19 protein-coding genes are annotated in these 19,726 nt (G+C 66.7%); 11 read left to right on the top strand and 8 right to left on the bottom strand.

Translation table 11 applies throughout. The annotated features are described in order from the left end of the window. Window positions 1-57 precede the first annotated feature (57 nt). Window positions 58-528: an NUDIX domain-containing protein gene (locus AAFP30_RS00685; protein WP_419227905.1), complete on the bottom strand. Its 471-nt coding sequence runs from the start codon at window positions 526-528 to the stop codon at window positions 58-60. A 71-nt stretch (window positions 529-599) separates the two neighbouring features. Here AAFP30_RS00685 and AAFP30_RS00680 point away from each other — a divergent pair, with 71 nt between their 5' ends. The 5 genes from AAFP30_RS00680 to rsgA are packed head-to-tail and all read left to right on the top strand — an operon-like array spanning window position 600 to window position 5,300. Beyond that, a complete protein-coding gene (locus tag AAFP30_RS00680) occupies window positions 600-2,300 on the top strand; it encodes a nucleobase:cation symporter-2 family protein (RefSeq protein ID WP_419227904.1) in 1,701 nt (566 codons plus the stop codon). A gap of 34 nt (window positions 2,301-2,334) precedes the next feature. After that, entirely contained in the window at window positions 2,335-2,565 is a 231-nt protein-coding gene (locus AAFP30_RS00675) for a hypothetical protein (RefSeq protein ID WP_419227903.1), read from the top strand. After that, complete coding sequence (locus AAFP30_RS00670; RefSeq protein ID WP_419227902.1) at window positions 2,566-2,952, top strand: VOC family protein; 387 nt, start codon at window positions 2,566-2,568, stop codon at window positions 2,950-2,952. A 25-nt stretch (window positions 2,953-2,977) separates the two neighbouring features. Then, on the top strand, window positions 2,978-4,258 hold the full coding sequence (gene aroA / locus AAFP30_RS00665; protein WP_419227901.1) for a 3-phosphoshikimate 1-carboxyvinyltransferase: 1,281 nt from the start codon (window positions 2,978-2,980) through the stop codon (window positions 4,256-4,258). 1 nt (window position 4,259) lies between these two features. Continuing rightward, window positions 4,260-5,300 carry a ribosome small subunit-dependent GTPase A gene (rsgA, locus tag AAFP30_RS00660; RefSeq protein ID WP_419227900.1) on the top strand — a complete coding sequence of 347 codons (1,041 nt, stop codon included), beginning with the start codon at window positions 4,260-4,262 and terminating at the stop codon, window positions 5,298-5,300. 4 nt (window positions 5,301-5,304) lie between these two features. Here the strand turns inward: rsgA and AAFP30_RS00655 are convergent, their stop codons facing one another. The 3 genes from AAFP30_RS00655 to AAFP30_RS00645 form a co-directional block, all read right to left on the bottom strand. Continuing rightward, window positions 5,305-6,051: a GntR family transcriptional regulator gene (locus tag AAFP30_RS00655; RefSeq protein ID WP_419227899.1), complete on the bottom strand. Its 747-nt coding sequence runs from the start codon at window positions 6,049-6,051 to the stop codon at window positions 5,305-5,307. A 39-nt stretch (window positions 6,052-6,090) separates the two neighbouring features. Then, the gene (locus AAFP30_RS00650; protein ID WP_419227898.1) at window positions 6,091-7,428 is read right to left on the bottom strand and encodes a chloride channel protein; all 1,338 of its coding nucleotides are present in this window, start codon (window positions 7,426-7,428) and stop codon (window positions 6,091-6,093) included. Between the two features lie 108 nt (window positions 7,429-7,536). Then, a complete protein-coding gene (locus AAFP30_RS00645; RefSeq protein ID WP_419227897.1) occupies window positions 7,537-8,559 on the bottom strand; it encodes a LacI family DNA-binding transcriptional regulator in 1,023 nt (340 codons plus the stop codon). 145 nt (window positions 8,560-8,704) lie between these two features. On the opposite strand from AAFP30_RS00645, the gene AAFP30_RS00640 reads away from it, so the two are divergent. From AAFP30_RS00640 to AAFP30_RS00615, 6 genes are all read left to right on the top strand, one after another. Next, window positions 8,705-9,889, top strand: a complete 1,185-nt coding sequence (locus AAFP30_RS00640; protein ID WP_419227896.1) for a phytanoyl-CoA dioxygenase family protein — start codon at window positions 8,705-8,707, stop codon at window positions 9,887-9,889. A 154-nt stretch (window positions 9,890-10,043) separates the two neighbouring features. Then, window positions 10,044-10,820: an SDR family oxidoreductase gene (locus AAFP30_RS00635; protein ID WP_419227895.1), complete on the top strand. Its 777-nt coding sequence runs from the start codon at window positions 10,044-10,046 to the stop codon at window positions 10,818-10,820. Beyond that, window positions 10,820-11,854, top strand: coding sequence for a Gfo/Idh/MocA family protein (locus tag AAFP30_RS00630; protein WP_419227894.1), 1,035 nt, complete (start codon window positions 10,820-10,822; stop codon window positions 11,852-11,854). Before AAFP30_RS00635 ends, AAFP30_RS00630 begins: the two co-directional genes overlap by 1 nt. Before the next feature lie 9 nt (window positions 11,855-11,863). Further along, window positions 11,864-12,748: a sugar phosphate isomerase/epimerase family protein gene (locus tag AAFP30_RS00625; RefSeq protein ID WP_419227893.1), complete on the top strand. Its 885-nt coding sequence runs from the start codon at window positions 11,864-11,866 to the stop codon at window positions 12,746-12,748. After that, window positions 12,745-13,743, top strand: a complete 999-nt coding sequence (locus AAFP30_RS00620; protein WP_419227892.1) for a Gfo/Idh/MocA family protein — start codon at window positions 12,745-12,747, stop codon at window positions 13,741-13,743. Before AAFP30_RS00625 ends, AAFP30_RS00620 begins: the two co-directional genes overlap by 4 nt. Window positions 13,744-13,857: 114 nt before the next feature. Further along, complete coding sequence (locus tag AAFP30_RS00615) at window positions 13,858-15,381, top strand: DUF222 domain-containing protein (protein WP_419227891.1); 1,524 nt, start codon at window positions 13,858-13,860, stop codon at window positions 15,379-15,381. 333 nt (window positions 15,382-15,714) lie between these two features. Here the strand turns inward: AAFP30_RS00615 and AAFP30_RS00610 are convergent, their stop codons facing one another. From AAFP30_RS00610 to AAFP30_RS00595, 4 genes are read right to left on the bottom strand one after another with little or no spacing between them, the layout of a single operon-like run. Next, the gene (locus AAFP30_RS00610) at window positions 15,715-16,497 is read right to left on the bottom strand and encodes a GntR family transcriptional regulator (protein ID WP_419227890.1); all 783 of its coding nucleotides are present in this window, start codon (window positions 16,495-16,497) and stop codon (window positions 15,715-15,717) included. Between the two features lie 14 nt (window positions 16,498-16,511). Beyond that, window positions 16,512-17,528: an inositol 2-dehydrogenase gene (gene iolG, locus AAFP30_RS00605; protein ID WP_419227889.1), complete on the bottom strand. Its 1,017-nt coding sequence runs from the start codon at window positions 17,526-17,528 to the stop codon at window positions 16,512-16,514. Window positions 17,529-17,553: 25 nt separating this feature from the next. Next, on the bottom strand, window positions 17,554-18,432 hold the full coding sequence (locus AAFP30_RS00600; protein ID WP_419227888.1) for a sugar phosphate isomerase/epimerase family protein: 879 nt from the start codon (window positions 18,430-18,432) through the stop codon (window positions 17,554-17,556). Between the two features lie 51 nt (window positions 18,433-18,483). Next, complete coding sequence (locus tag AAFP30_RS00595) at window positions 18,484-19,569, bottom strand: Gfo/Idh/MocA family protein (RefSeq protein WP_419227887.1); 1,086 nt, start codon at window positions 19,567-19,569, stop codon at window positions 18,484-18,486. Window positions 19,570-19,726: the final 157 nt, after the last annotated feature.

The raw sequence follows: 19,726 nt of genomic DNA, 5'->3' as shown, positions 1-19,726 counted from the left end.
GTACTACTGAACGTAGGCGGGTTGGGGGCGGGCAGGCGTCTCAGTGTGAGACCACCGTCATCCGAGTCGCTCTTCCAAACGATCAATGAACTCCGCCTGCGCCACATTGAGTTTCACTCGCGCCATCGCGGCGGAAAACCACTCCGCCCGGTCGACCTCCGGGAAGGTCTGCATCCGACCCGATTTGGGTGGCCACACCATCTCGAAGGTGTTGCTCGCGACCGTCGTCGTATCCAGATCGCCTTCGACGGCAAACGCGGTCACGACCTTTCGGCTCTTGAGCGTGACCTCACCCAACTCGAGGACCGGACCGTCCGGCACGGCTGAACCGATCTCCTCGGCGAACTCACGCCGTGCTGCCGCGAGAAGATCCTCGTCGGGTTCGACGAGGCCCTTCGGCAGCGACCACGCCCCGTCGTCCTTGCGTGCCCACAGCGGTCCACCAGGGTGCGCGATGAGCACCTCCAGCCCGGAGTTGCGTCGTCGAAAGAGCAGGAGACCTGCGCTGCGGTTCGGTGTGGGAGCCATGGACCACATGGAAACACACCCGTCACACACGCGCGCCACCCCGGAAACCTGCACCTCGTAAACAGTCATCCATGGCGGTTCTCGACACGATCAAACACGGCAAGACCACTCCGCATCCGGTGGACGAGATCCCACCGCTGACCAAACTCCTGCCGCTGGGCATCCAGCACGTGCTGGCCATGTACGCCGGCGCGGTGGCAGTGCCGCTGATCGTCGGCGGTGCGATGGTCAGCGCCGGACAACTCCAGCAGGGCGACATCGTCCACCTGATCATGGCCGACCTGTTCGTCGCGGGCATCGCGACGATCCTGCAGGCGGTCGGCTTCTGGCGCTTCGGCGTGCGGCTGCCGCTGATGCAAGGCGTCACCTTCGCCGCCGTCGGCCCGATGATCACCATCGGCACCGCTCACGGCATCACCGCGATCTACGGTTCGGTGATCGCCTGCGGCCTGTTCATGATCCTGGCCGCACCCATCGTCGGGAAACTGATCCGGTTCTTCCCACCGCTGGTCACCGGCACGATCATCCTGATCATCGGTGTCTCGCTGATGCGGGTCGCGGCCGGATGGTTCGGCGGCGGCACCGCCACAGGCGAAGACTTCGGCGCGCCCAAGGCCATCGCCTTCGGCTTCCTGACGCTCGCCATCATCATCGCCCTCGAACGCTTCGCCCCCGAAGCCATCAAACGGGTCTCGGTTCTGATCGGTCTGATTCTCGGCACACTGATCTCAATCCCGTTCGGCATGACCAACTGGGATGCGGTCGGCGAGAACCCGTGGCTGGGCATCCCGCAGCCGTTCCAGTTCGGCATGCCGACCTTCGAACTCAGCGCGATAATCTCGATGATCATCGTCGCGCTGGTCATCATGACCGAGACCACCGGCGACATCGTGGCGGTCGGCGAGATCGTCGACAAGAAGATCACCCCGCAGAAACTGGCCGACGGCATGCGCGCCGACGGCCTCGGCACCGTGCTCGGCGGCGTGTTCAACACCTTCCCGTACACCGCGTTCGCGCAGAACGTCGGCCTGGTGGCGATCACCGGCGTCAAGACCCGGCACGTGGCGACCTGCGCCGGCGGCATCCTCGTGCTGCTGGGACTGCTACCGAAGATGGCCGCGATCATCGAGGGCATCCCGCAGCCGGTGCTCGGCGGGGCCGGAGTCGCATTGTTCGGCATGGTCGCCGCGAGTGGCGTGCGGACACTGAGCAAGGTGAAGTTCAACAACACCAACGTCCTCGTCGTGGCGATCTCCGTGGGCGTGGCGATGCTGACCGAATCCAAGCTCTACTTCACCGACCGCAGCGGCGACTCACCGGTGAACGTCTCGCTCGACCTCTATCACCAGTTCCCCGACTGGTTCCAGACCATCTTCCACTCGGGGATCTCCGCCGGCGCGCTCACCGCGATCGTGCTGAACCTGCTGCTCAACACCAAGAGCACCTCCCCCGATCCGGTCGATTACCACAACACTGGCGAGATCGAGGTCGTCACCAAGGACGGGCTGGGTCTGTCGGCTGCCGACGCCATGCGCTCGGCCGCCTTCGATCCGCGCGACGCGCTGGCCGCCGCCGACCCCGACACCCCGCCGGACACGCTGCGCTATCTGGCCGACCACGACCCCGATCTGCACCCGTTCATCGTGACCAATCCGTCGGCGCCGACAGACCTGTGCGAACAGATCAAAGCTCAGGGCGACCCGAAGGTATTGCGGCTCTTCGAAACCTGGGACGGCTACACCGAGGGCAAGTTCTCGACCCGCGGTTCGTGACGTGAACCGGCCGTTCTGCGCCTATCTTGGAACCATGTCCGAGCGCCCTCACCCCGAACCCGCCGACGCCCTCACCGACGACGACCCCGACATGCCACACGAGTACGAACACGAGTCGGCGTTTGCGTTCGGCGATGCCAAGCCGATCGGCGAAACCGACCGCATCGCGCGGGAGAAGGCGATCTACGAGGCGGCCCGCCACGGCAACGACCTGAACCGCGGGCATGCCCTCGGCGGCAGCGACGGGACCACCGAGGGCCAATAGATGGAGGTCCTGAGCAGTCGCACCCTGCTGCGCTCGCCCGACCCAGAACGTCTGCAACGGTTCTACCGGGACCGACTGGGACTGGCCGTCGCCCGCGACTACCCCGGCGGCATGGTGTTCCACGCCGGCAACGGACTCGTCGAGATCCCCGGACACATGAGCGATGATCTGGACGCCGACGGTGGCGCCGACGCCGCGCTCTGGCTGCAGGTCCGCGACATCACTGCCGCCGAGAAGGAGCTGCGCGAGGCCGGCGTACCGATCACCCGCGACCCCCGCACCGAACCGTGGGGTCTGATCGAGATGCACGTGACCGATCCCGACGGACGGCTGCTCATCGTCGTCGAGATACCCGCCGACCATCCACTGCGCCGCGACAACCGCTGAGTTGCCCCATGACAGACTGGACCGCATGAGCATCTGGAGCGCCCCGACCGTCGGCGACCCGGTGGTGGCCACGGTCGAGCTGCCCGGGTCGAAGTCGATCACCAACCGTGCGTTCATCCTGGCCGCCCTGGCCGACGGACCGTCGACGGTGCGTGGCGCCCTACGCAGCCGCGACTCCAATCTGATGCTCAGCGGCCTGTCCGCCCTCGGCGTCGGCGTGAGCTTCGACGACGCCGACGAGACGACGGTCGCGGTCGAGCCACGCATCATGCGCGGCGGCGACGTCTACTGCGGCCTGGCCGGCACGGTGATGCGGTTCCTGCCGCCGGTCGCCGCGTTCGCCGACGGCCCGGTCGCCTTCGACGGCGACGAACAGGCCCGGACCCGGCCACTGGCCACCATCCTCGACGCATTGCGCGACCTCGGCGTCGAGATCGACGGTGACCGACTGCCGTTCACCGTGACCGGACACGGTTCGGCGCGCGGCGGCGAGGTCACCATCGACGCCTCCGCATCGTCGCAGTTCGTGTCGGGATTGTTGTTGTCGGCGGCCCGTTTTGACGACGGCGTGACCGTGCGGCACGTCGGCCCGCCGGTGCCGTCCACCCCGCATATCGACATGACCCTCGACATGCTCACCGCGGCAGGCGTTTCCGTCGATCGACCGGCGCCCGAGACGTGGCGGGTCGCGCCGGGGCCGATCCGGGCCGTCGATTGGGAGATCGAACCCGATCTGTCGAATGCGGCGGCGTTCCTCGCGGCGGCCGCGGTCACCAACGGCGCGATCACCGTGCCCCGCTGGCCGCTGGTGACCACCCAGCCGGGTGCGCAGATCGTCGACATCCTCGACGAAATGGGTTGTGCCATCGAACGATCCAATGTCACCGCAGCCTCTTGCGACCTGACCGTGCGTGGTCCGGAGAAACTGACCGGGATCACCATCGACCTGCGTGACATCGGCGAACTCACCCCGACCGTCGCCGCACTGGCGGCACTCGCCGACGGCGAATCGGTGTTGTCGGGGATCGCGCACCTGCGCGGACACGAGACCGACCGACTAGCGGCGCTGACCACCGAGATCAACCGTCTCGGCGGGGAATGCGAGGAGACTGCCGACGGCCTGCGCATCTCCCCCGTGCCACTGCACGGCGGGGTGTGGGAGTCCTACGCCGACCACCGGATGGCGACGGCGGGAGCGATCATCGGCCTCGTCGTGCAGGGTGTCACCGTCGACGACATCGAGACCACATCGAAAACCCTGCCGGACTTTCCGGGCATGTGGCAGAAGATGATCGGGCATCTCTGACGTGAGTCGCCGCGCCTCGAGCTACGACGAATCCGATGTTCGGATACGTCCTGGCAAGGGCAGTCGGCCCCGCACCAAGACCCGTCCGGCCCACGACGACGCCCGCGAGGCGATGGTCGTGTCGGTGGACCGCGGCCGGTGGGGATGCGTGATCGACGGCGACCCGGATCAGCGGGTGGTCGCGATGCGGGCCCGGGAACTCGGGCGGACGCCGGTCGTCGTCGGCGATCAGGTGTCGGTGGTCGGCGACCTGTCCGGCAAGCCGGATACGTTGGCCCGCATCGTGAAAGTCGCCGACCGGACCACCGTGCTCCGACGCACCGCCGACGACACCGATCCGTTCGAGCGGATCGTCGTCGCCAACGCCGACCAGCTACTGATCGTCACCGCGCTCGCGGATCCGCCGCCGCGCACCGGATTCGTCGAACGCGCGCTGGCCGCCGCCTATCTCGGTGGGTTGAAACCCATTCTGTGCCTGACGAAATCGGATCTGGCCGATCCGGCCGAGTTCACCCGCGCGTTCGCCGACCTCGATCTGCCGGTGGTGCTCGCCGGACGTACCGAAGCGGTCGACGAGGTGGCGGCGATGCTCGCCGGGCACCTCACCGCCCTCATCGGACACTCCGGGGTGGGTAAGTCCACGTTGGTGAATCGGCTTGTGCCCGATGCGGAACGGGCGATAGGCGTGGTGTCCGGTGTAGGCAAGGGTCGGCACACCTCGACGCAGTCGGTGGCGTTACCACTGCCCGGCGAGTCGACGCGGCTTGGCTGGGTCGTCGACACACCCGGCATCCGATCGTTCGGGTTGGCGCACATGGTGCCCGACGACATCATCGACGCCTTCGGCGACCTGCGCGATGCGATCGAGGACTGTCCCCGCGGTTGCACCCATCTGGGTCCGCCTGCCGATCCCGAATGCGCGCTCGATGAATTGACCGGGCACTCCTATCGGCGGGCGATGGCGGTGCGAGGCCTGCTGGCTGCGGTGTCAGGGCACGGTGGCGACGACGAAGCCTCCACCGACGAGCCGGTCACCCCCTGATCGCTCAGCGATCAACCACCGTCGTCTCGAAGAAGTAGCGGTCGGCGCGATAGGCGTGGGTACCGAACTCCACCACTCGACCCGCGTCGTCGAAGGCGGTGCGCTGCATGGTGAGCAGCGGTGCACCGACCTCGTCGTCGAGCAGCGATGCCTCGTCGGCGTCGGCCGCCTTCGCGCCGATCCGCTGACGCGCGAGCCGGATGTGCACTCCGCGTCCTCGCAGGCCTTTGTACAGGCCGCCGTTCTCGAGTTCGCCTGCCGGCGGGCAGATGTCGGCGGGCAGATGATTGATCATGAGCGCCAACGGTTCTCCACCCGCGCTGCGCAGGCGCTTGACCATGACCACCTCGGCACCGACGGCCAGCGCGAGCTCGGTCCGGACTTCCTCGTCGGGCACGCCGATGCGGTATTCGAGCAGCTGGGTGCTGGGATGCATACCGGCCGAGGACAAGTCGTCGTAGAGGCTGGTCAGTTCGACCGACCGATGCACGGGCGACTGGACGACCTGGGTACCGACGCCGCGTTTGCGGACGACGACACCTTTGTCGACGAGTTCCTGGATGGCCTGCCGGATGGTCGGCCGCGACAGCTTCAGTCGGCTGGCCATGTCGAGTTCGTTCTCGAGCCGGTCGCCGGGTTCGAGGTCGCCGCGGAGGATCGCCGCCTCCATGGCCTGTGCGAGCTGGTGGTACAGCGGCACCGGTGTCGACCGGTCGAGTTCCACCGGGATCTGTGTGATCTGTGCCGCCATCGTGTCAGTATGTCATAACAAACACGAATACCACCACGCTCAATTCTGTCGCTCGGACAGAATCGCTTTCGTCAGCCAGGCGGCTACCACCGCGAGCACCGCCGCAGGCAGGGCATCGATGCCGGGCGAGCCGGTGAGCAGCAAAGCCAAGGTGAGCGAGCTGAACACCAGACCGGTGCCGGCGGTCATTCCCGCCGCGGCACCGACGGCGACCGCCCACGTGATCGAGGAACCGAACATCACGCACCCGATGGTCGCAAGAGTGACACCGATCAGGATCGCCGGAAAAACGGGGCCACCACGAAATCCGGCGCCCATGCAGATCGCATACGCCAACCCCTTGGCGACGATGATCAGCAGCAGGATCCCGATGCTGGTCTCGGCGAGGACGTCGGGAACCGCGCTTTGTCCGGAGAACAGGATTTCATCGTGGGTAGCGCCGAGCGCCTGGGCGATCAGCGTGATGACCCCGACCGCGATGGCGCCGAGGAAAAGGACTCCGTACTTCTGCTTGCTGTTCGGGGTCTCGGCTTTGTCGTCGATACGGTTCGCGATGCTCTTGATGACCCGCATGACGATGGCGGCCACGATGCCGACGACGATGGCCAGCACCAGATCGAGGATGCGGGTGTGTTCGTAGTGCGGTAGCTCGGGGACGGACAAACCGGCCGAACCGAGGCCGCTCCAATTGCCCAGACCGATGAAGATGACGTAGCCCACGGCGGCCGCGGTCAGCCCCGGCAGGAGTGCCGGGAGCAGCGCGGCACCGGCGGCAAGGCCACTCTCCAACAACAACACACCGGCGACCAGCGGGCCACCGAACAGCGCCGACACGGCACTGAACGATCCGGCGTTGGCCATCACCCCTTCAGCCGGCCCGGGCAGTTTGGTCATGGAAACGACGATCATGCCGACCGCCGAGCCGATCGCGATGAGCGGGCCCTCCGGACCGAGCACCATGCCGAAGGCGAGGGTGCCGACCGCGGCCAGCAGCACACTGGGCGCGTACTGCCAGGGTGTCGGGGGTCCACCGATACCCAACAGCGGACTGTGTCCGCCGTCGCCGGGAAGAAACGCACGCGCCAGGGCGACCACCGCGGCACCGCAGATCGGCAGGCCGAGAATGAGATACCAGGGCGGACTGCTATGCCCGAGCGCGTCGGGCAGGTCGGTCCAGAGGAGATTCTCGAGCCAGTGCACGATTTGGAGGAAAGCCCAGGCAGCGACCGATGCCGGTATACCCATCGCCGCACCGATCAGCACCAGTCCGAGGATGCGCTGCCCTTCCTTCGCACCGGGATGCAACGCTTTGGTACTGCTGGGCTCAAGCCCGGCGGGTTGCTTCGCCACATTCGGGTCACCCGATGCAGTACTCAATCTCGACTCCCTCGTGTCGGGACAGGCACCTGGACGCCTGAATCTTGAATGAGATTAATCCTTCCCGGCCCCGCGGCGTCGCGCATCGCACAGCCGGGATGACCGGTTTCAGTCTTCGGGCACATTGTGTGGCGTGATGATCTGGATGCCGGACGCGCGGGGCCGGTGATCTCCCGGCAAGGCACCGTGAAATCCCATCACCGTCTGCGCGACCGCCCGCATGTCGGCCCGCAGGTCATGATGCAGTACCGCGGTCAGGTGACCGCTGCGCAAGAGCGCGCGGTTGGCGTCGCCGAGATCGTGTCCGATGAAGGCCTCGCAGGTGCGGTCCTCTCGTCCGAACGCGGCGACGATGCCCTTGTTGCCGCCGCCGATGGAGTAGACCGCGGCGACGCCGGGATGCTCACGAAGGGTTCGCGTCGTCAGTGGCCCGCACGTCTCGTCGAGCCCGTCGGAATCGGTGACGACGATGACCTTTCGGTCCGGATCGTAGGTGCGCATGGCCGCCCGGAAGCCCATCTCGCGTTCCTCTTCGCCGCGGAACATCTCGCTGCTGGTCATGACGAGGACGTCGGCGTCGACGTGCCGCAACCACTGGCACATCAGATAGCCGGCGGTGGCGCCCGCAGCGCGGTTGTCCATGCCGACGTAGGCGACGCGGGTGCTCATCGGCACGTCGGTGACCAGCGTGATCACCGGGATTCGACGGGCCGTCAGTCGGCCGATCGCTTCGGCGACCGCCGGGGTGTCGGGCGCCTTGAGCACCACACCGTGGCTGCCCTGCCGCACGATCGCGTCGAGTTTGGCGATCAGGTCGTCGGTCTCCCAGGTCTCGTTGAGGTGGTAGCGCGCGCGGATCACCGCCGGCCGCAGGCCCGGCAGTTCCAACTCGAGGGCTTCCCGCACCAGCCGGGAGAATTGGCGCGGTGTCTCCATGACGAGGTCGATCATGAACTGGCGACCCGACAGCCGTAGTTGGGTACGTTGCCGGTCAAGATCGGCGATCGCCTGCTCGACCTGCAGGACAGTGCCCTCCCGCACGCCTGACCTGCGGTGGAGCACGCGGTCGACAGTGGCTTCGCTGACTCCTGCCTGCCGCGCGATCTCGCGCACTGGATAGCGATGTGGCACAGCCCACTCCTGAGGGATATCTGATGGCTTTTCGATCTTGTCCTGACAATAGGATCTTGCCATTCTGGTGAAGTGATCACGGCGGAATCGCCAGGGACCCGATAAACCACGACTGATGACTCCGATTTCCGAGAGGACTGCAGCCATGACGCGCAGCGCCCATCCCGCCGCCCTCCGGCCACGCGCCAACCGCATCACCGAACAGGAATGCGACATCGACGAGTTCGTCGCCCTGCTCGATCAGGTGACCGATCTCGCCGACTACCCGTATGCCGCCGAGACCTCTCGCGGCGTGCTGTTCTACGACTCCGCCGAAGTCGTCGCCCTCGACGACGCTCGCCGCGCCGACCTGTCCGACGAACTCGCCCAGGCTCTGCTGACCGGACCCGGCATCGTCGTGTTCCGCGGCGCGTTCGGCGCCGAGCACGGCCTCGCCGAGACCACCGACCTGTTCACCGCGATCATCGATGATCAGAAGGCGGCCGGGATGACCGGCGGCGACCACTTCGCGAAGCCGGGCGCCAACGACCGCATCTGGAACGCGCTGCAGAAGTTCGCCGAGCGCGATCCGCAATTGTTCGCCCGCTACTACGCCAACGATGTGCTCGCGCTGATCAGCGAGGCTTGGCTGGGCCCGATGTATCAGGTCACCTCGCAGGTGAACGTCGTGAACCCCGGTGGCGCAGCGCAGAATCCGCATCGCGACTATCACCTCGGGTTCATGTCGCCGGATACCGCCGAGAAGTTCCGCGCGCACACTCATCGACTGTCGCCCGCTCTCACCCTGCAGGGTGCGGTCGCGCACGTCGACATGCCGATCGAGTCCGGGCCGACGATGTACCTGCCCTACTCGCAGCAGTACGAGGCCGGCTATCTCGCGTTCAATCTGCCCGAGTTCCAGGAACATTTCGCGGCCAACTATGTGCAGCTGCCGCTGCGGGCCGGCGATGCGGTGTTCTTCAACCCCGGCCTGTTCCACGCGGCGGGCAATAACGTCTCCACCGACATCAAGCGCATGGCCAACCTGCTGCAGGTGTCGTCGGCGTTCGGTCGGGCGATGGACGCGGTCGATCGCAGCGCGATGGTGCGCGCGCTCTACCCCGCGCTCGTCAAGCTCGCGGAGACCGGTGACGACCGCGCGGTCCGCAACGTGATCGCCTCGTCGGCCGAGGGCTACGCCTTCCCCAGCAACCTCGACCTCGACCAGCCGATCACCGGACTGCACGGCGAGACGCAGGCCGAACTGGTCGCCCGCGCGGTGGCCGGACGGTTCGACGCCGAGCGTTTCGAGCGTGAGGTCACCGAGCTGGACGCCCGGCATCGTGCGTGACCCCAGCCCTGGGTGCGAGGCGCCACCGACCACCCGCTCCCTGAGGTGCGAGGCGCTAGCCGAGCCACGAAGGGCCCTTCGTGACGCTCGCTCGCTAGCGCTCGCGGGCTCCTCAGGGATCAGTGGATAACCCAACAAGAGAGGCACACATCGGATGACGACAGGACTGCTGACCAACAAGGTGCTGCTCGTCAGCGGCGGCACCCAGGGACTCGGCGCCACTATCGTGCGGGTGGCCGCCGAGGCGGGTGCGCGCGTGGTGTTCTCCGGTCGCAACGCCGAGAAGGGCAAGCGTCTCGAGGCCGAACTCGAGGCGCTGCCCGTGCGGTTCGTCGCCACCGATCTCACCGATCCGAAGGCAGCCGCCGATTCGGTGGCCGCCACCATCGCCGAGTACAGCCGGATCGACTGCCTGGTCAACGCGGCGGGCACCACCAGCCGCGGCAGCCTCGTCGACACAACGCCGGAGCTGTTCGATCAGCACGTGGCGGTGAACCTGCGCGCCCCGTTCTTCACCATGCAGGCGGCGGTGCAGGACATGATCTCTCGTGGTGCGCCCGGCACGATCGTCAACATCATCACCATGTCGTCGTACGGCGGACAGGCTTATCTGGCACCGTATTCGGCGACCAAGGCGGGCCTGGTCGGGCTGACCAAGAACGCCGCTCATGCCCACCGCTGGGACAAGATCCGCATCAACGGCGTCAATATCGGCTGGACCGAAACCGAGGGTGAAGCCGAGGTGCAGAAGCAGTTTCACGGGGCCGACGACTCGTGGATCGACCAGGCCAACGCATCGGTCCCGATGGGCAAGCTCGGACAGCCCGATGAGATCGCGGACTTCATCGTCTTCCTGCTGTCGGACCGCAGCGGTGTGGTGACCGGCTCGGTCATCGATTGGGACCAAATCGTCATGGGAGGAATCGACTGATGGGACTCACCATTGGACTTGTCGGACTCGGCCGGATCGGCTCGTTTCACGCGTCGACGCTGACGGCGCTGCCCGACGTCGACGCGTTGGTGGCCACCGACGCCAATCCTGCCGCCGTGGATACCACCACCGCGCGCTTTCCCACTGTCCGCGCGGCACCCGACGCGGATGCAGTACTGGCGTCCGGGGTCGACGCCGTGGTGATCGCGAGTGCGACCCCGACGCACGCCGAGTTGATCGAGAAGGCCGTCGCCGCCGGCGTTCCGGTGTTCTGCGAGAAGCCGATTGCGCTCTCGGTGGCCGATTCGGCCGAGGTGGTGCGCCGCATCGGCGGCAGCGACGTCCCGGTGCAGATCGGCTACAACCGGCGCTTCGACCCGGCGATGGCCGCCGCCCGCGCGGCCGTGGCGTCGGGCGAACTCGGATTCATCACGACCGTCCGCTCGACGACGCTGGACCCGGCACCGCCGCCGCCCGATTACATCGCTGCCTCGGGCGGCATCTTCCGCGACTGTGCCGTGCACGATTTCGACGCGGTGCGTTGGGTTCTCGGTGACGAGGTGGTCGAGGTCTACGCGGCCGGCGGTAATCAGGGCGACCCGATCTTCACCGAGGTCGGCGACCTCGACAGCGCGTCGGTGCTGCTGACATTCGCGTCCGGCACCGTCGGCGTGGTGTCGGTGACCCGTTACAACGGACGCGGCTACGACTGCCGCCTCGAGGTACACGGCAGCACCGACTCGGCGGTGGCCGGCTGGGACGATGGCACCCCGGTCCGAAACATGCAGCCGGGCATCGCGTTTCCTACCGGAACCCCGCACGGCTTCTTCATGGATCGCTTCGCCGACGCCTACCGCGCCGAGCTCACGGCGTTCTGCGACATGGTCACCCACCGCACGGCGTCGCCGTGTACCGCCCAGGACGCACTGGAAGTCGCGTTCATCGCCGAGGCCGCCACCCGATCTGCCGCCACCGGCACCCCCGTCCGGATCGAGCAGATCCGCGCCGAAACCTCCTCAGCACCAACAACGTAAGGACCTTCGATGACCGACCTCCGTATCGCCGCCGCCCCGATCTCCTGGGGCGTCTGCGAAGTCCCCGACTGGGGACATCAACTCGCTCCCGAACGCGTTCTCGGTGAGATGCGCGACCTCGGCGTCACCGCTGCCGAGACCGGACCCGACGGATTTCTGCCGTCGGCGCCCGCCGAACTCCGCGACATGCTCACCGGCTACGGCCTCAAGTGTGTCGGTTCGTTCGTGCCCGTCGTGCTGCACAAGGCCGATCATGACCCGGCGCCCGCAGTCAACGAGGTCCTCGATCGGCTCGAGACATCCGGCGGTGACGTGATCATCCTGGCCGCCGCGACCGGCGTCGACGGCTACGACGACCGACCCGACCTGTCCGAGGACGAGTGGAAGACGTTGCTGGCCAACCTCGATCGGCTCGGTGAACTCGCCGCGTCCCGAGGTGTGGTGGCAGCCCTGCATCCGCATGTGGGCACCATGATCGAGCAACGTGACGAGGTCTATCGCGTGCTGGAGAACTCGACAATCGGCCTGTGCCTGGACACCGGGCATCTGCTGATCGGCGGCACCAATCCGCTCGAGGTGACCGAGGCGTTCACCGACCGCATCCGCCATGCCCATCTCAAGGATGTCCGTGTCGATCTGGCGGAACAGGTGCAGCGCGGTGAGCTGACCTACACCGAGGCCGTTCGGCAGGGCATGTACGTCCCGCTCGGCGCCGGTGACGCACGGATTGCGAGAGTCGTTGCGACACTGGTCGATGCCGGCTACGACGGCTGGTATGTCCTGGAGCAGGACACGATTCTCGCCGACGACGCCGAGGGCGATTCCGCCGCAGGCAATGTGGCGGTGTCGATGTCGTTCCTGCGCAAGACCGCCGAGCGGCCGGTGCGCGTATGACCGCCGCATCGTCTCCGCTCCGCATCGGGCTCCTCGGCGCGTCCCGGATCGCCGAGTCGGCCATCGTCGGACCGGCGCAGGCCCTGGGGCATCGACTCGTCGCCGTCGCCGCACGCGACCGCAACCGCGCGCAGGTGTTCGCCGACAAGTACGGCGTCGAACGGGTTCTCGACTCCTACGACGACGTGATCAACGACCCCGAGGTCGACGTCATCTACAACCCGCTCGCGAATTCCCTGCACGGGCCGTGGAATCTCGCCGCAATCCGCGCCGGCAAGCCAGTGTTGTCGGAGAAGCCGTTCGCGCGCAACGAGATCGAGGCGCGGGAGATCGCCGACGCCGCGCGTGCGGCGGGTGTGCTGGTACTCGAGGGCTTCCACTATGTCTTCCATCCGCTGATGGACCGGGTCGTCGAGGTGCTCGACGCCGGCACCATCGGTGCGGTGCGCGAGGTCGAGGTCGTGATGGCGATGCCCGCACCCGACGACGGCGATCCACGGTGGTCGTATGACCTCGCCGGTGGCGCGCTGATGGATCTGGGCTGCTATTCGCTGCACGTCTCACGACTGCTTGGTCGCTGGTGTGGTGGCACACCGGAGATCTCGGGTGGTCGTGCGGTGCTGCGCGGTGAGCAGATCGACGAGTCGGCAGTGCTCGACGTCGTGTATCCCAACGGCGCCAACGGGACTCTGGCCAACTCGATGGTGGCGGGCGAGTTCGTCTTCAGTCTGCGAGTCGTCGGCAAGTCCGGGTCGCTGTATGCCCACGACTTTCTCGGCCCGAATCGTGATGACCGTCTGACGATTATCGATTCCGCAAGCGGCGCGGTTAGCGTCGAGCACCTGGGCTCCCGGTCGACCTACACCTACCAGCTCGAGGCATTCGCGAATGCCGTGCAGCATGGTGCGTCGTTGCCGATCGGCCTCGACGATGCCGTGGAGAACATGCGGTATCTCGACAACGCTTACCGCGCATTGGGTCTCGAACCGCGGTAATGCACAACGCACCCTCATCTCGGGCAAAGTGCCCGAGATGAGGGTCTTGCCTTTACACCTTCACCGGCGTAGACTTTCGAACATCAGTTCGAGACCATGAGGGGGTGAGGCTCGATGACCAGCACCAACGTCGGTGAGACAGCGGTCTCGCTCTACGGTGAGCTCGACGAAGTGTTGGATCGGATCGCCGCCCACAACGCGACCGCCGACTCCTATCAGGACACCATCGCCGCGGCCGAAGCCCACGAACGCAGTGCCCGACGGATGAGTTACCTCGGGTTGCAGCGGGTGATGGAGTGCAACGACCGCGGCGTGGCCGGCTTGGAGGGCTACCGGTCGATCAACGACTTCATGGCGTTTGCCCTGCGGATCACCGACCCCGGACGGCGTCGCAAACTGATGTTTCATCTGATGCCGATGTACTCGTTGACCGGGGAACTACTGGCACCGAAATGCCCGAACCTGGCCGCCGCATTAGCCGACGGATCAATCGGCCCCGATCACGCGATCACCGTCATCGACATCCTCGCCAAGATCCCCGGCGCGGTGGATCCCGAGGTACGTGCGGCGGCCGAGGCTGAAATGGCCGAGCATGCACGCTCGTTCGTGCCGCAAGAACTCAAGGTGCTCGGCGCCGACTTGTTGGCGCGCATCGATCCCGATGGCACCCTGACCGACGACAAAGACCGGCGACGACAACGCTCGCTGTACCTGTCCAAGCAGGACACCCAGTTGATGGCCACCCTCGAAGGCCACCTCGACCCCGCTACCACCGCCCTGCTGCGACTGGTCCTCGACGCCTGGGCCGCCCCCGGAATGAACATGCCCGACGATCCCGACTCACCGCGCGGCAACCACAACGACGCCGACCCCGAAGCGCTGAAAGCTGCGGCCCGACGGGACCGGCGTACCCAGGCCCAACGTAATCATGATGCGCTGCACGCCTTGTTGAAGGCCGTGGCCGACGGGGGCCTGCTCGGGAAATCCCACCGGGGTTTGCCGCCGCATCTGATCGTCACCATCACCGAAACCGCGTTGCAGGAGCGAGCTGGGGTCGCGACGACTGCCGGTGGGGACCTGCTACCGATCTCCGAGGTCATCGAGTTGGCCGCCGACGCCCACCCGCACCTCGCGGTCTTCACCGGCCACAGCGCCGAGCCACTGTATCTGGGGGACGGTCACCGGTTGGCGAATCAAGCCCAACGCATGATGCTGCTGGCCCGCGATGGGGCGGTGTGCACGTGTCCGGGGTGTAGTCAGCCGTTCACCCACCTTGAGGTCCATCATGCGGAAAAAGATTGGGCCGATGGCGGGTTGACCGACATCATCGACCTCGCCGGAGCGTGCCCGAAACACAATCGGATGGTCGGGGATCAGCCCGGACAATGGTCGACTCACATCATCAAAGACGGACCCGACGCCGGGCGGCCCGCCTGGGCCCGCAACGGCCGTGATGGGCCCGGCCCGGCCCGGCGCGGGTCAACCGCACCGGCATCGTCGCCCACGACTTCGCCCGCCGCCTGGCCGCGCGACGAGCCAACACCCCCACCCACCAGAACCGGTCGAGCACAACCGAACCCAAAGTATCGACCGGACCACCATCCACACCGGAGGAGCGACGTCGCGTCCCACGGTTGATCGCGTCGGGGTGGTCGGTCACCACGGTCGACCTGACTTCTCCCGCTCCCTGAGCTGTCCCGCTCGCCGACCCCGCCACCACACCCGGTGGCGGGGCATACGCGCATGCCATAACCACCCACCCCGGCGATCGCGCGATGGACAGAAGCCCGCAAACCTCAAGTGGCCCGACAGTTCCCGAACACGTGTCAAGCGGTATAGGTCGTTCGCGATGCGTGCACGTCGATCTCGATGCGGTCGTCGCAAGCTCCTCCCTTACTCGATCAGCGGGAAGGCGATCCCCCGCTGGTCGAGTAAGCCCGGCGACGTAGGAGCCGAGCGCATCGAGGCCACTTACTCTGCCCGACAAGTGATCTCGACGCGAGCTCCCTCGACGAACGGAAGTGCGGTGGCGTACCAGTAGCGCTCGGCCGGGAACGTGTGCAGCCCGATCTCGACGATACGGCCGTCGCGGTCGAATGCAGTGCGGCGCAGAGACAACAGCGGGCTGCCCACCTCAACCGCGAGCAACACAGCATCGTCGCGCGTCGCCACACGCGCACGAATCGTTTCCCGCGCCAGACCGATGTGCATTCCACGCGACCGCAACAGACGGTAGAGCCCGTCGGTTTCGAGTTCGTGCACGGTTGGGCAGATCGTAGCGGGAAGCCAGTTGACCATCGCGCTCAGCGGCTCACCGCCCACGCTACGTAAACGCTTGACACGCACCACTTTCGCCCCGACGGGAAGGCACAGATCCCGCCTCACGTCGTCGCTGGGTGTGCCGACACGGAAATCGAGGACCCGTGTCACCGGACGCGGCCCGCACCCGCCGAACAGGTCGAATGGGCTGGTGGTCTCCCTTGCCGTGGAGCGGTGCAGCACCTGCGTCCCGACCCCGCGCTTACGCACTACAACACCACGATCGACCAATTCCTGGATCGCGCGGCGACTTGTCACCCGCGAGACCCCAGCGAGACGGGCCAGCTCGATTTCACTCGCGACCCGGTCGCCCGGCGCGAGTTCGCCGCGGTCGATGGCTATTTCGAGGAACCGGACAAGTTGCTGGTAGAGCGGGATGGGCGCGGACCGATCGACCGCAACGTCGAGTACGTCGGCCATCGTGTCCGCGCCCATCCCGCGAGCCTTCTCTACCGCAGCGCGTCGACGACCGACACCGTCTTGCCGGTGGTCGCCGATTCTGCTGCCGCGTCGGCCAGCACGAGGGCGGCGACGCCGTCGTCGAACCCGGGCGAGCAGGTCCCGCCGGCGCGGATCGCCTGGACAAACGCGTCGAGTTCGGCGCGGTAGGCGGCGGCGTAGCGCTCGAGGAAGAACGGCAGGCAGGGTCCGGCCTGTTCGGTGCCGGTGGCGTCGTAGCGACGGACCGTGGTGGCGGAAACGTTGCCGGCGGTGAGCATTCCGGTGGAGCCGAATGCCTCGATGCGTTGGTCGTATCCGTAGGCGCAATGCCGCGAGTTGATGATCGTCACGATCTCGCCATCGGCGCCGCGCAGGGTGGTCGTGGTGGTGTCGAAGTCGTTGAGCGACTTGATGTCTGCGCTGAACAACGCGGAGCCGACCGCGGACACCTCGACGATGTTCGGGATGAAGAAGCGGGCGATGTCGAGGTCGTGGATCGTCATGTCACGGAAGATTCCGCCAGAGGCCTCGATGTAGTCGCGCGGCGCGGGTGCGGGATCGCGGCTGATGATGGTCAGCTGCTCGAGGGTGCCAATCGCGCCGGCGACGACCTCGTCGCGCACGGCCTTGAAGTTCGGATCGAACCGTCGGTTGAAGCCGAGCATGATCGGCACCTGATGCTCGCGGATGTTGTCGCGGCACTCGAGGACGGTGGTGATGTCGAGGTCGATCGGCTTCTCGCAGAGCACGGCGAGACCGTGCGCCGCCGCCTGGGACATGAGGTCGACGTGCGTGGGTGTCGGTGATGCGATGATCACGCCGTCCAGACCGGGTTCGGCGAACACCTCGGCCGGATCGGAGACGGCACGGCCCCCGGTCTGTGCGGCGAGGGTGCGGGCGCCCTCGATGAACGGATCGGAGATGAGCGCGAGCTCGATGTCGGGGTGATCGGCGAGATTACGGGCGTGCACCTGCCCGATGCGGCCGGATCCGAACAGGGCGAGGCGCAGTTTCTGCTGAGGCATGGGAGTTCCTTGCGGGGATGTGAGGTCAGCTGCCGACGACAGCGGCAGCGGCGAAGCATTCGAGTGCGGTGTCACGGGCGACGCGCAAACCGTCGGCGGCCGGCAGCACCCGGTGGTCGTGGGAGATGATCTCCACGCCCCACGGCCCCGTCCAGCCCGCTTCGACGGCGCGCTCGATGAACGCCGTGGTACCGAAATCGCCTCGACCGCAGTAGGTGCGGTGATTGATGGTGTCGTCGACGACGTCGGCGATGGTGGCGTTGTGCCGGTCGAATCCGTCGTCGACCTCGACGGCGGCGACCCGCTCGATGGGCACCATCTGCCACAGCTCCTCGTGGCTCAACCCGTTGTTGTGGGTGTGCCAGATGTCGATCATCAGCCCGGCCGACGGACTGTCGGAGGCGGTGACAACCTCGACGGCCTCGCGGGTGGTGCGGATGTGGGAGAACGGCGGCGCCTCCAAGGCGAGGCGGATACCGGCGTCCTGTGCCTCGGCGGCGAGATCGACGAACGCGGCCTTGAGCGTCGACAGCGGCAGCGGTTCCTCTGCAAGTCCGGCACCCACCTTGACGTGCCGAGCGCCGAGCGCGGTTGCGGCCTCGAACAGTTCGGCCTTCAGTTGGTCGGCCGCGGCGCGTTCGCTGCCAGTGACCCACCAGTCGTTGAGGAACTCGACCTCGACGATGTCGATGCCGACGTCGCGGATCATTCGCGACAGAGCCTCGTAGCCGATGGTGTCGCGGGCGTCGATGAGGTCGGCGTGAACCAGTCCGATTCCGTCCCAGCCGGTTTCGGCGATGACCGCGATGCGCTCGGCGATCGGGATGGGGCTGCGTTCGTCGGCGCGCATCGGGGCGGTGTCGCCGGCGCTGGTCCAGCAGGTGGCGATGAGTTGCGGTGTCATGATGTCCTCGCTTGTGGCAAATCGGTTCTACGATTCCGGGGTTCGCACGAATCAGTGGGCGTCGACGGCGATTTCGGCGCCGCGTGCCTGCTCCGAGCGGTAGCAGGCGTCGACGATGCGGGCGACGGTCAGCGCATCGTCGACCGGCGACACGATGGGAGCAGCGCTGCGGATGCTGTCGATCCAGCCGCGCATCTCGGTGTGGAAGTTGCTGATGTTCTCCAGCTCAGGCAGTTCGGAGAACTTGTTGACCTCGGTGCGCGCGAACGGCGGGGTGAAGTGGCTCTGTGTCCAGTCGGTCCAGCCGCGGGCGAAGGATCCGCGGTCGGCGTCGACGTAGACCCGCAGGCGCTGCGGCAGGATGCCGACCTCCATCATGCCGTGGGTGCCGTAGACGGTGATGTTGGAGCTCTCGAACCATTCGAGGTTGTCGTGGCCGTCGAAGTTGAAGGTCATCGACAGGTCCGGGTAGTTGAGCAGGACCGCGGCGGAGTCCTCGCGGCTGTCGTCGCCGGAGAGCTTGGCGGGCTTGTGGACTCGCGCGTTCACCGATTCCGGGGTGCCGAACACGCTGACCAGGGTGTCGAGCATGTGACAGCCGAGAATCCACAGCACACCGCCCATGTCGGCGGGCTGATTGAGGTGCTGGGTGAGGTGTTCACCGACCAGGGCCGCGCCGCGTGCCGACACCGACACCACGTCGCCGATCACGCCCTCGTCGAGGAGTTTCTTGGCCCGGGTGACCGATTCGGCGAGCCGCACGTTGTAGCCGACCTGCACGACGAGTCCGTCGGCGGCGGCGAGTTCGGCCTCGCGCAGCTTCTGCAGATCCGCGACGGTACCGCCGCCGGGCTTCTCGACGACGACGGATTTGCCGGCCTCGAGCGCCCGGATGGTGTGCGGCACCATGTCTTTGCTCTTGGAGTGGACCATGATCGCGGTGATCTCGTCGTCGTCGAGGATCTCGTCGATCGTGCGCGGCTCGAGGTCGTATTTGTCGGTGAAGTATTTCAGCCGCGAGTCGTCGTCGGCGGCGGCGACCACCTCGACACCGTCGATCTCCCAGAGCGCGCGCACGCGCGCGGATGCGTGGGGATGGGTGATACCGAGAAGGCCGACGCGAATGGTCTCGGACACGGGGATTCTCCTTTGTCAGACGAGCCCTGACCGGGTCCTCAGTGGAGGGGATCCGCGGGCTGTTGGCTGTGGTCACGCTCGGGGCAGATGAGCCTTGCAAGCCTTTGCTGCCACCTAGTGGACAACGTGTCCATGGTCGCATGGCTCACAGAACCCG

It is taken from the genome of Gordonia sp. CPCC 205515 (assembly GCF_048537925.1).
Classification (GTDB): domain Bacteria; phylum Actinomycetota; class Actinomycetes; order Mycobacteriales; family Mycobacteriaceae; genus Gordonia.
The sequence above is the reverse complement of the archived record's forward strand: the minus strand, read 5'-3'. Positions and strand labels throughout refer to the sequence as shown.

Bases quoted from the DNA above. Each gene is read 5' to 3' on its own strand.
- AAFP30_RS00685 (WP_419227905.1), bottom strand. From the start codon at position 528: ATGGCTCCCACACCGAACCGCAGCGCAGGTCTCCTGCTCTTTCGACGA.
- AAFP30_RS00680 (WP_419227904.1), top strand. From the start codon at position 600: ATGGCGGTTCTCGACACGATCAAACACGGCAAGACCACTCCGCATCCG.
- AAFP30_RS00675 (WP_419227903.1), top strand. From the start codon at position 2,335: ATGTCCGAGCGCCCTCACCCCGAACCCGCCGACGCCCTCACCGACGAC.
- AAFP30_RS00670 (WP_419227902.1), top strand. From the start codon at position 2,566: ATGGAGGTCCTGAGCAGTCGCACCCTGCTGCGCTCGCCCGACCCAGAA.
- aroA (WP_419227901.1), top strand. From the start codon at position 2,978: ATGAGCATCTGGAGCGCCCCGACCGTCGGCGACCCGGTGGTGGCCACG.
- AAFP30_RS00655 (WP_419227899.1), bottom strand. From the start codon at position 6,051: ATGGCGGCACAGATCACACAGATCCCGGTGGAACTCGACCGGTCGACA.
- AAFP30_RS00640 (WP_419227896.1), top strand. From the start codon at position 8,705: ATGACGCGCAGCGCCCATCCCGCCGCCCTCCGGCCACGCGCCAACCGC.
- AAFP30_RS00635 (WP_419227895.1), top strand. From the start codon at position 10,044: ATGACGACAGGACTGCTGACCAACAAGGTGCTGCTCGTCAGCGGCGGC.
- AAFP30_RS00630 (WP_419227894.1), top strand. From the start codon at position 10,820: ATGGGACTCACCATTGGACTTGTCGGACTCGGCCGGATCGGCTCGTTT.
- AAFP30_RS00625 (WP_419227893.1), top strand. From the start codon at position 11,864: ATGACCGACCTCCGTATCGCCGCCGCCCCGATCTCCTGGGGCGTCTGC.
- AAFP30_RS00620 (WP_419227892.1), top strand. From the start codon at position 12,745: ATGACCGCCGCATCGTCTCCGCTCCGCATCGGGCTCCTCGGCGCGTCC.
- AAFP30_RS00615 (WP_419227891.1), top strand. From the start codon at position 13,858: ATGACCAGCACCAACGTCGGTGAGACAGCGGTCTCGCTCTACGGTGAG.
- AAFP30_RS00610 (WP_419227890.1), bottom strand. From the start codon at position 16,497: ATGGGCGCGGACACGATGGCCGACGTACTCGACGTTGCGGTCGATCGG.
- iolG (WP_419227889.1), bottom strand. From the start codon at position 17,528: ATGCCTCAGCAGAAACTGCGCCTCGCCCTGTTCGGATCCGGCCGCATC.
- AAFP30_RS00600 (WP_419227888.1), bottom strand. From the start codon at position 18,432: ATGACACCGCAACTCATCGCCACCTGCTGGACCAGCGCCGGCGACACC.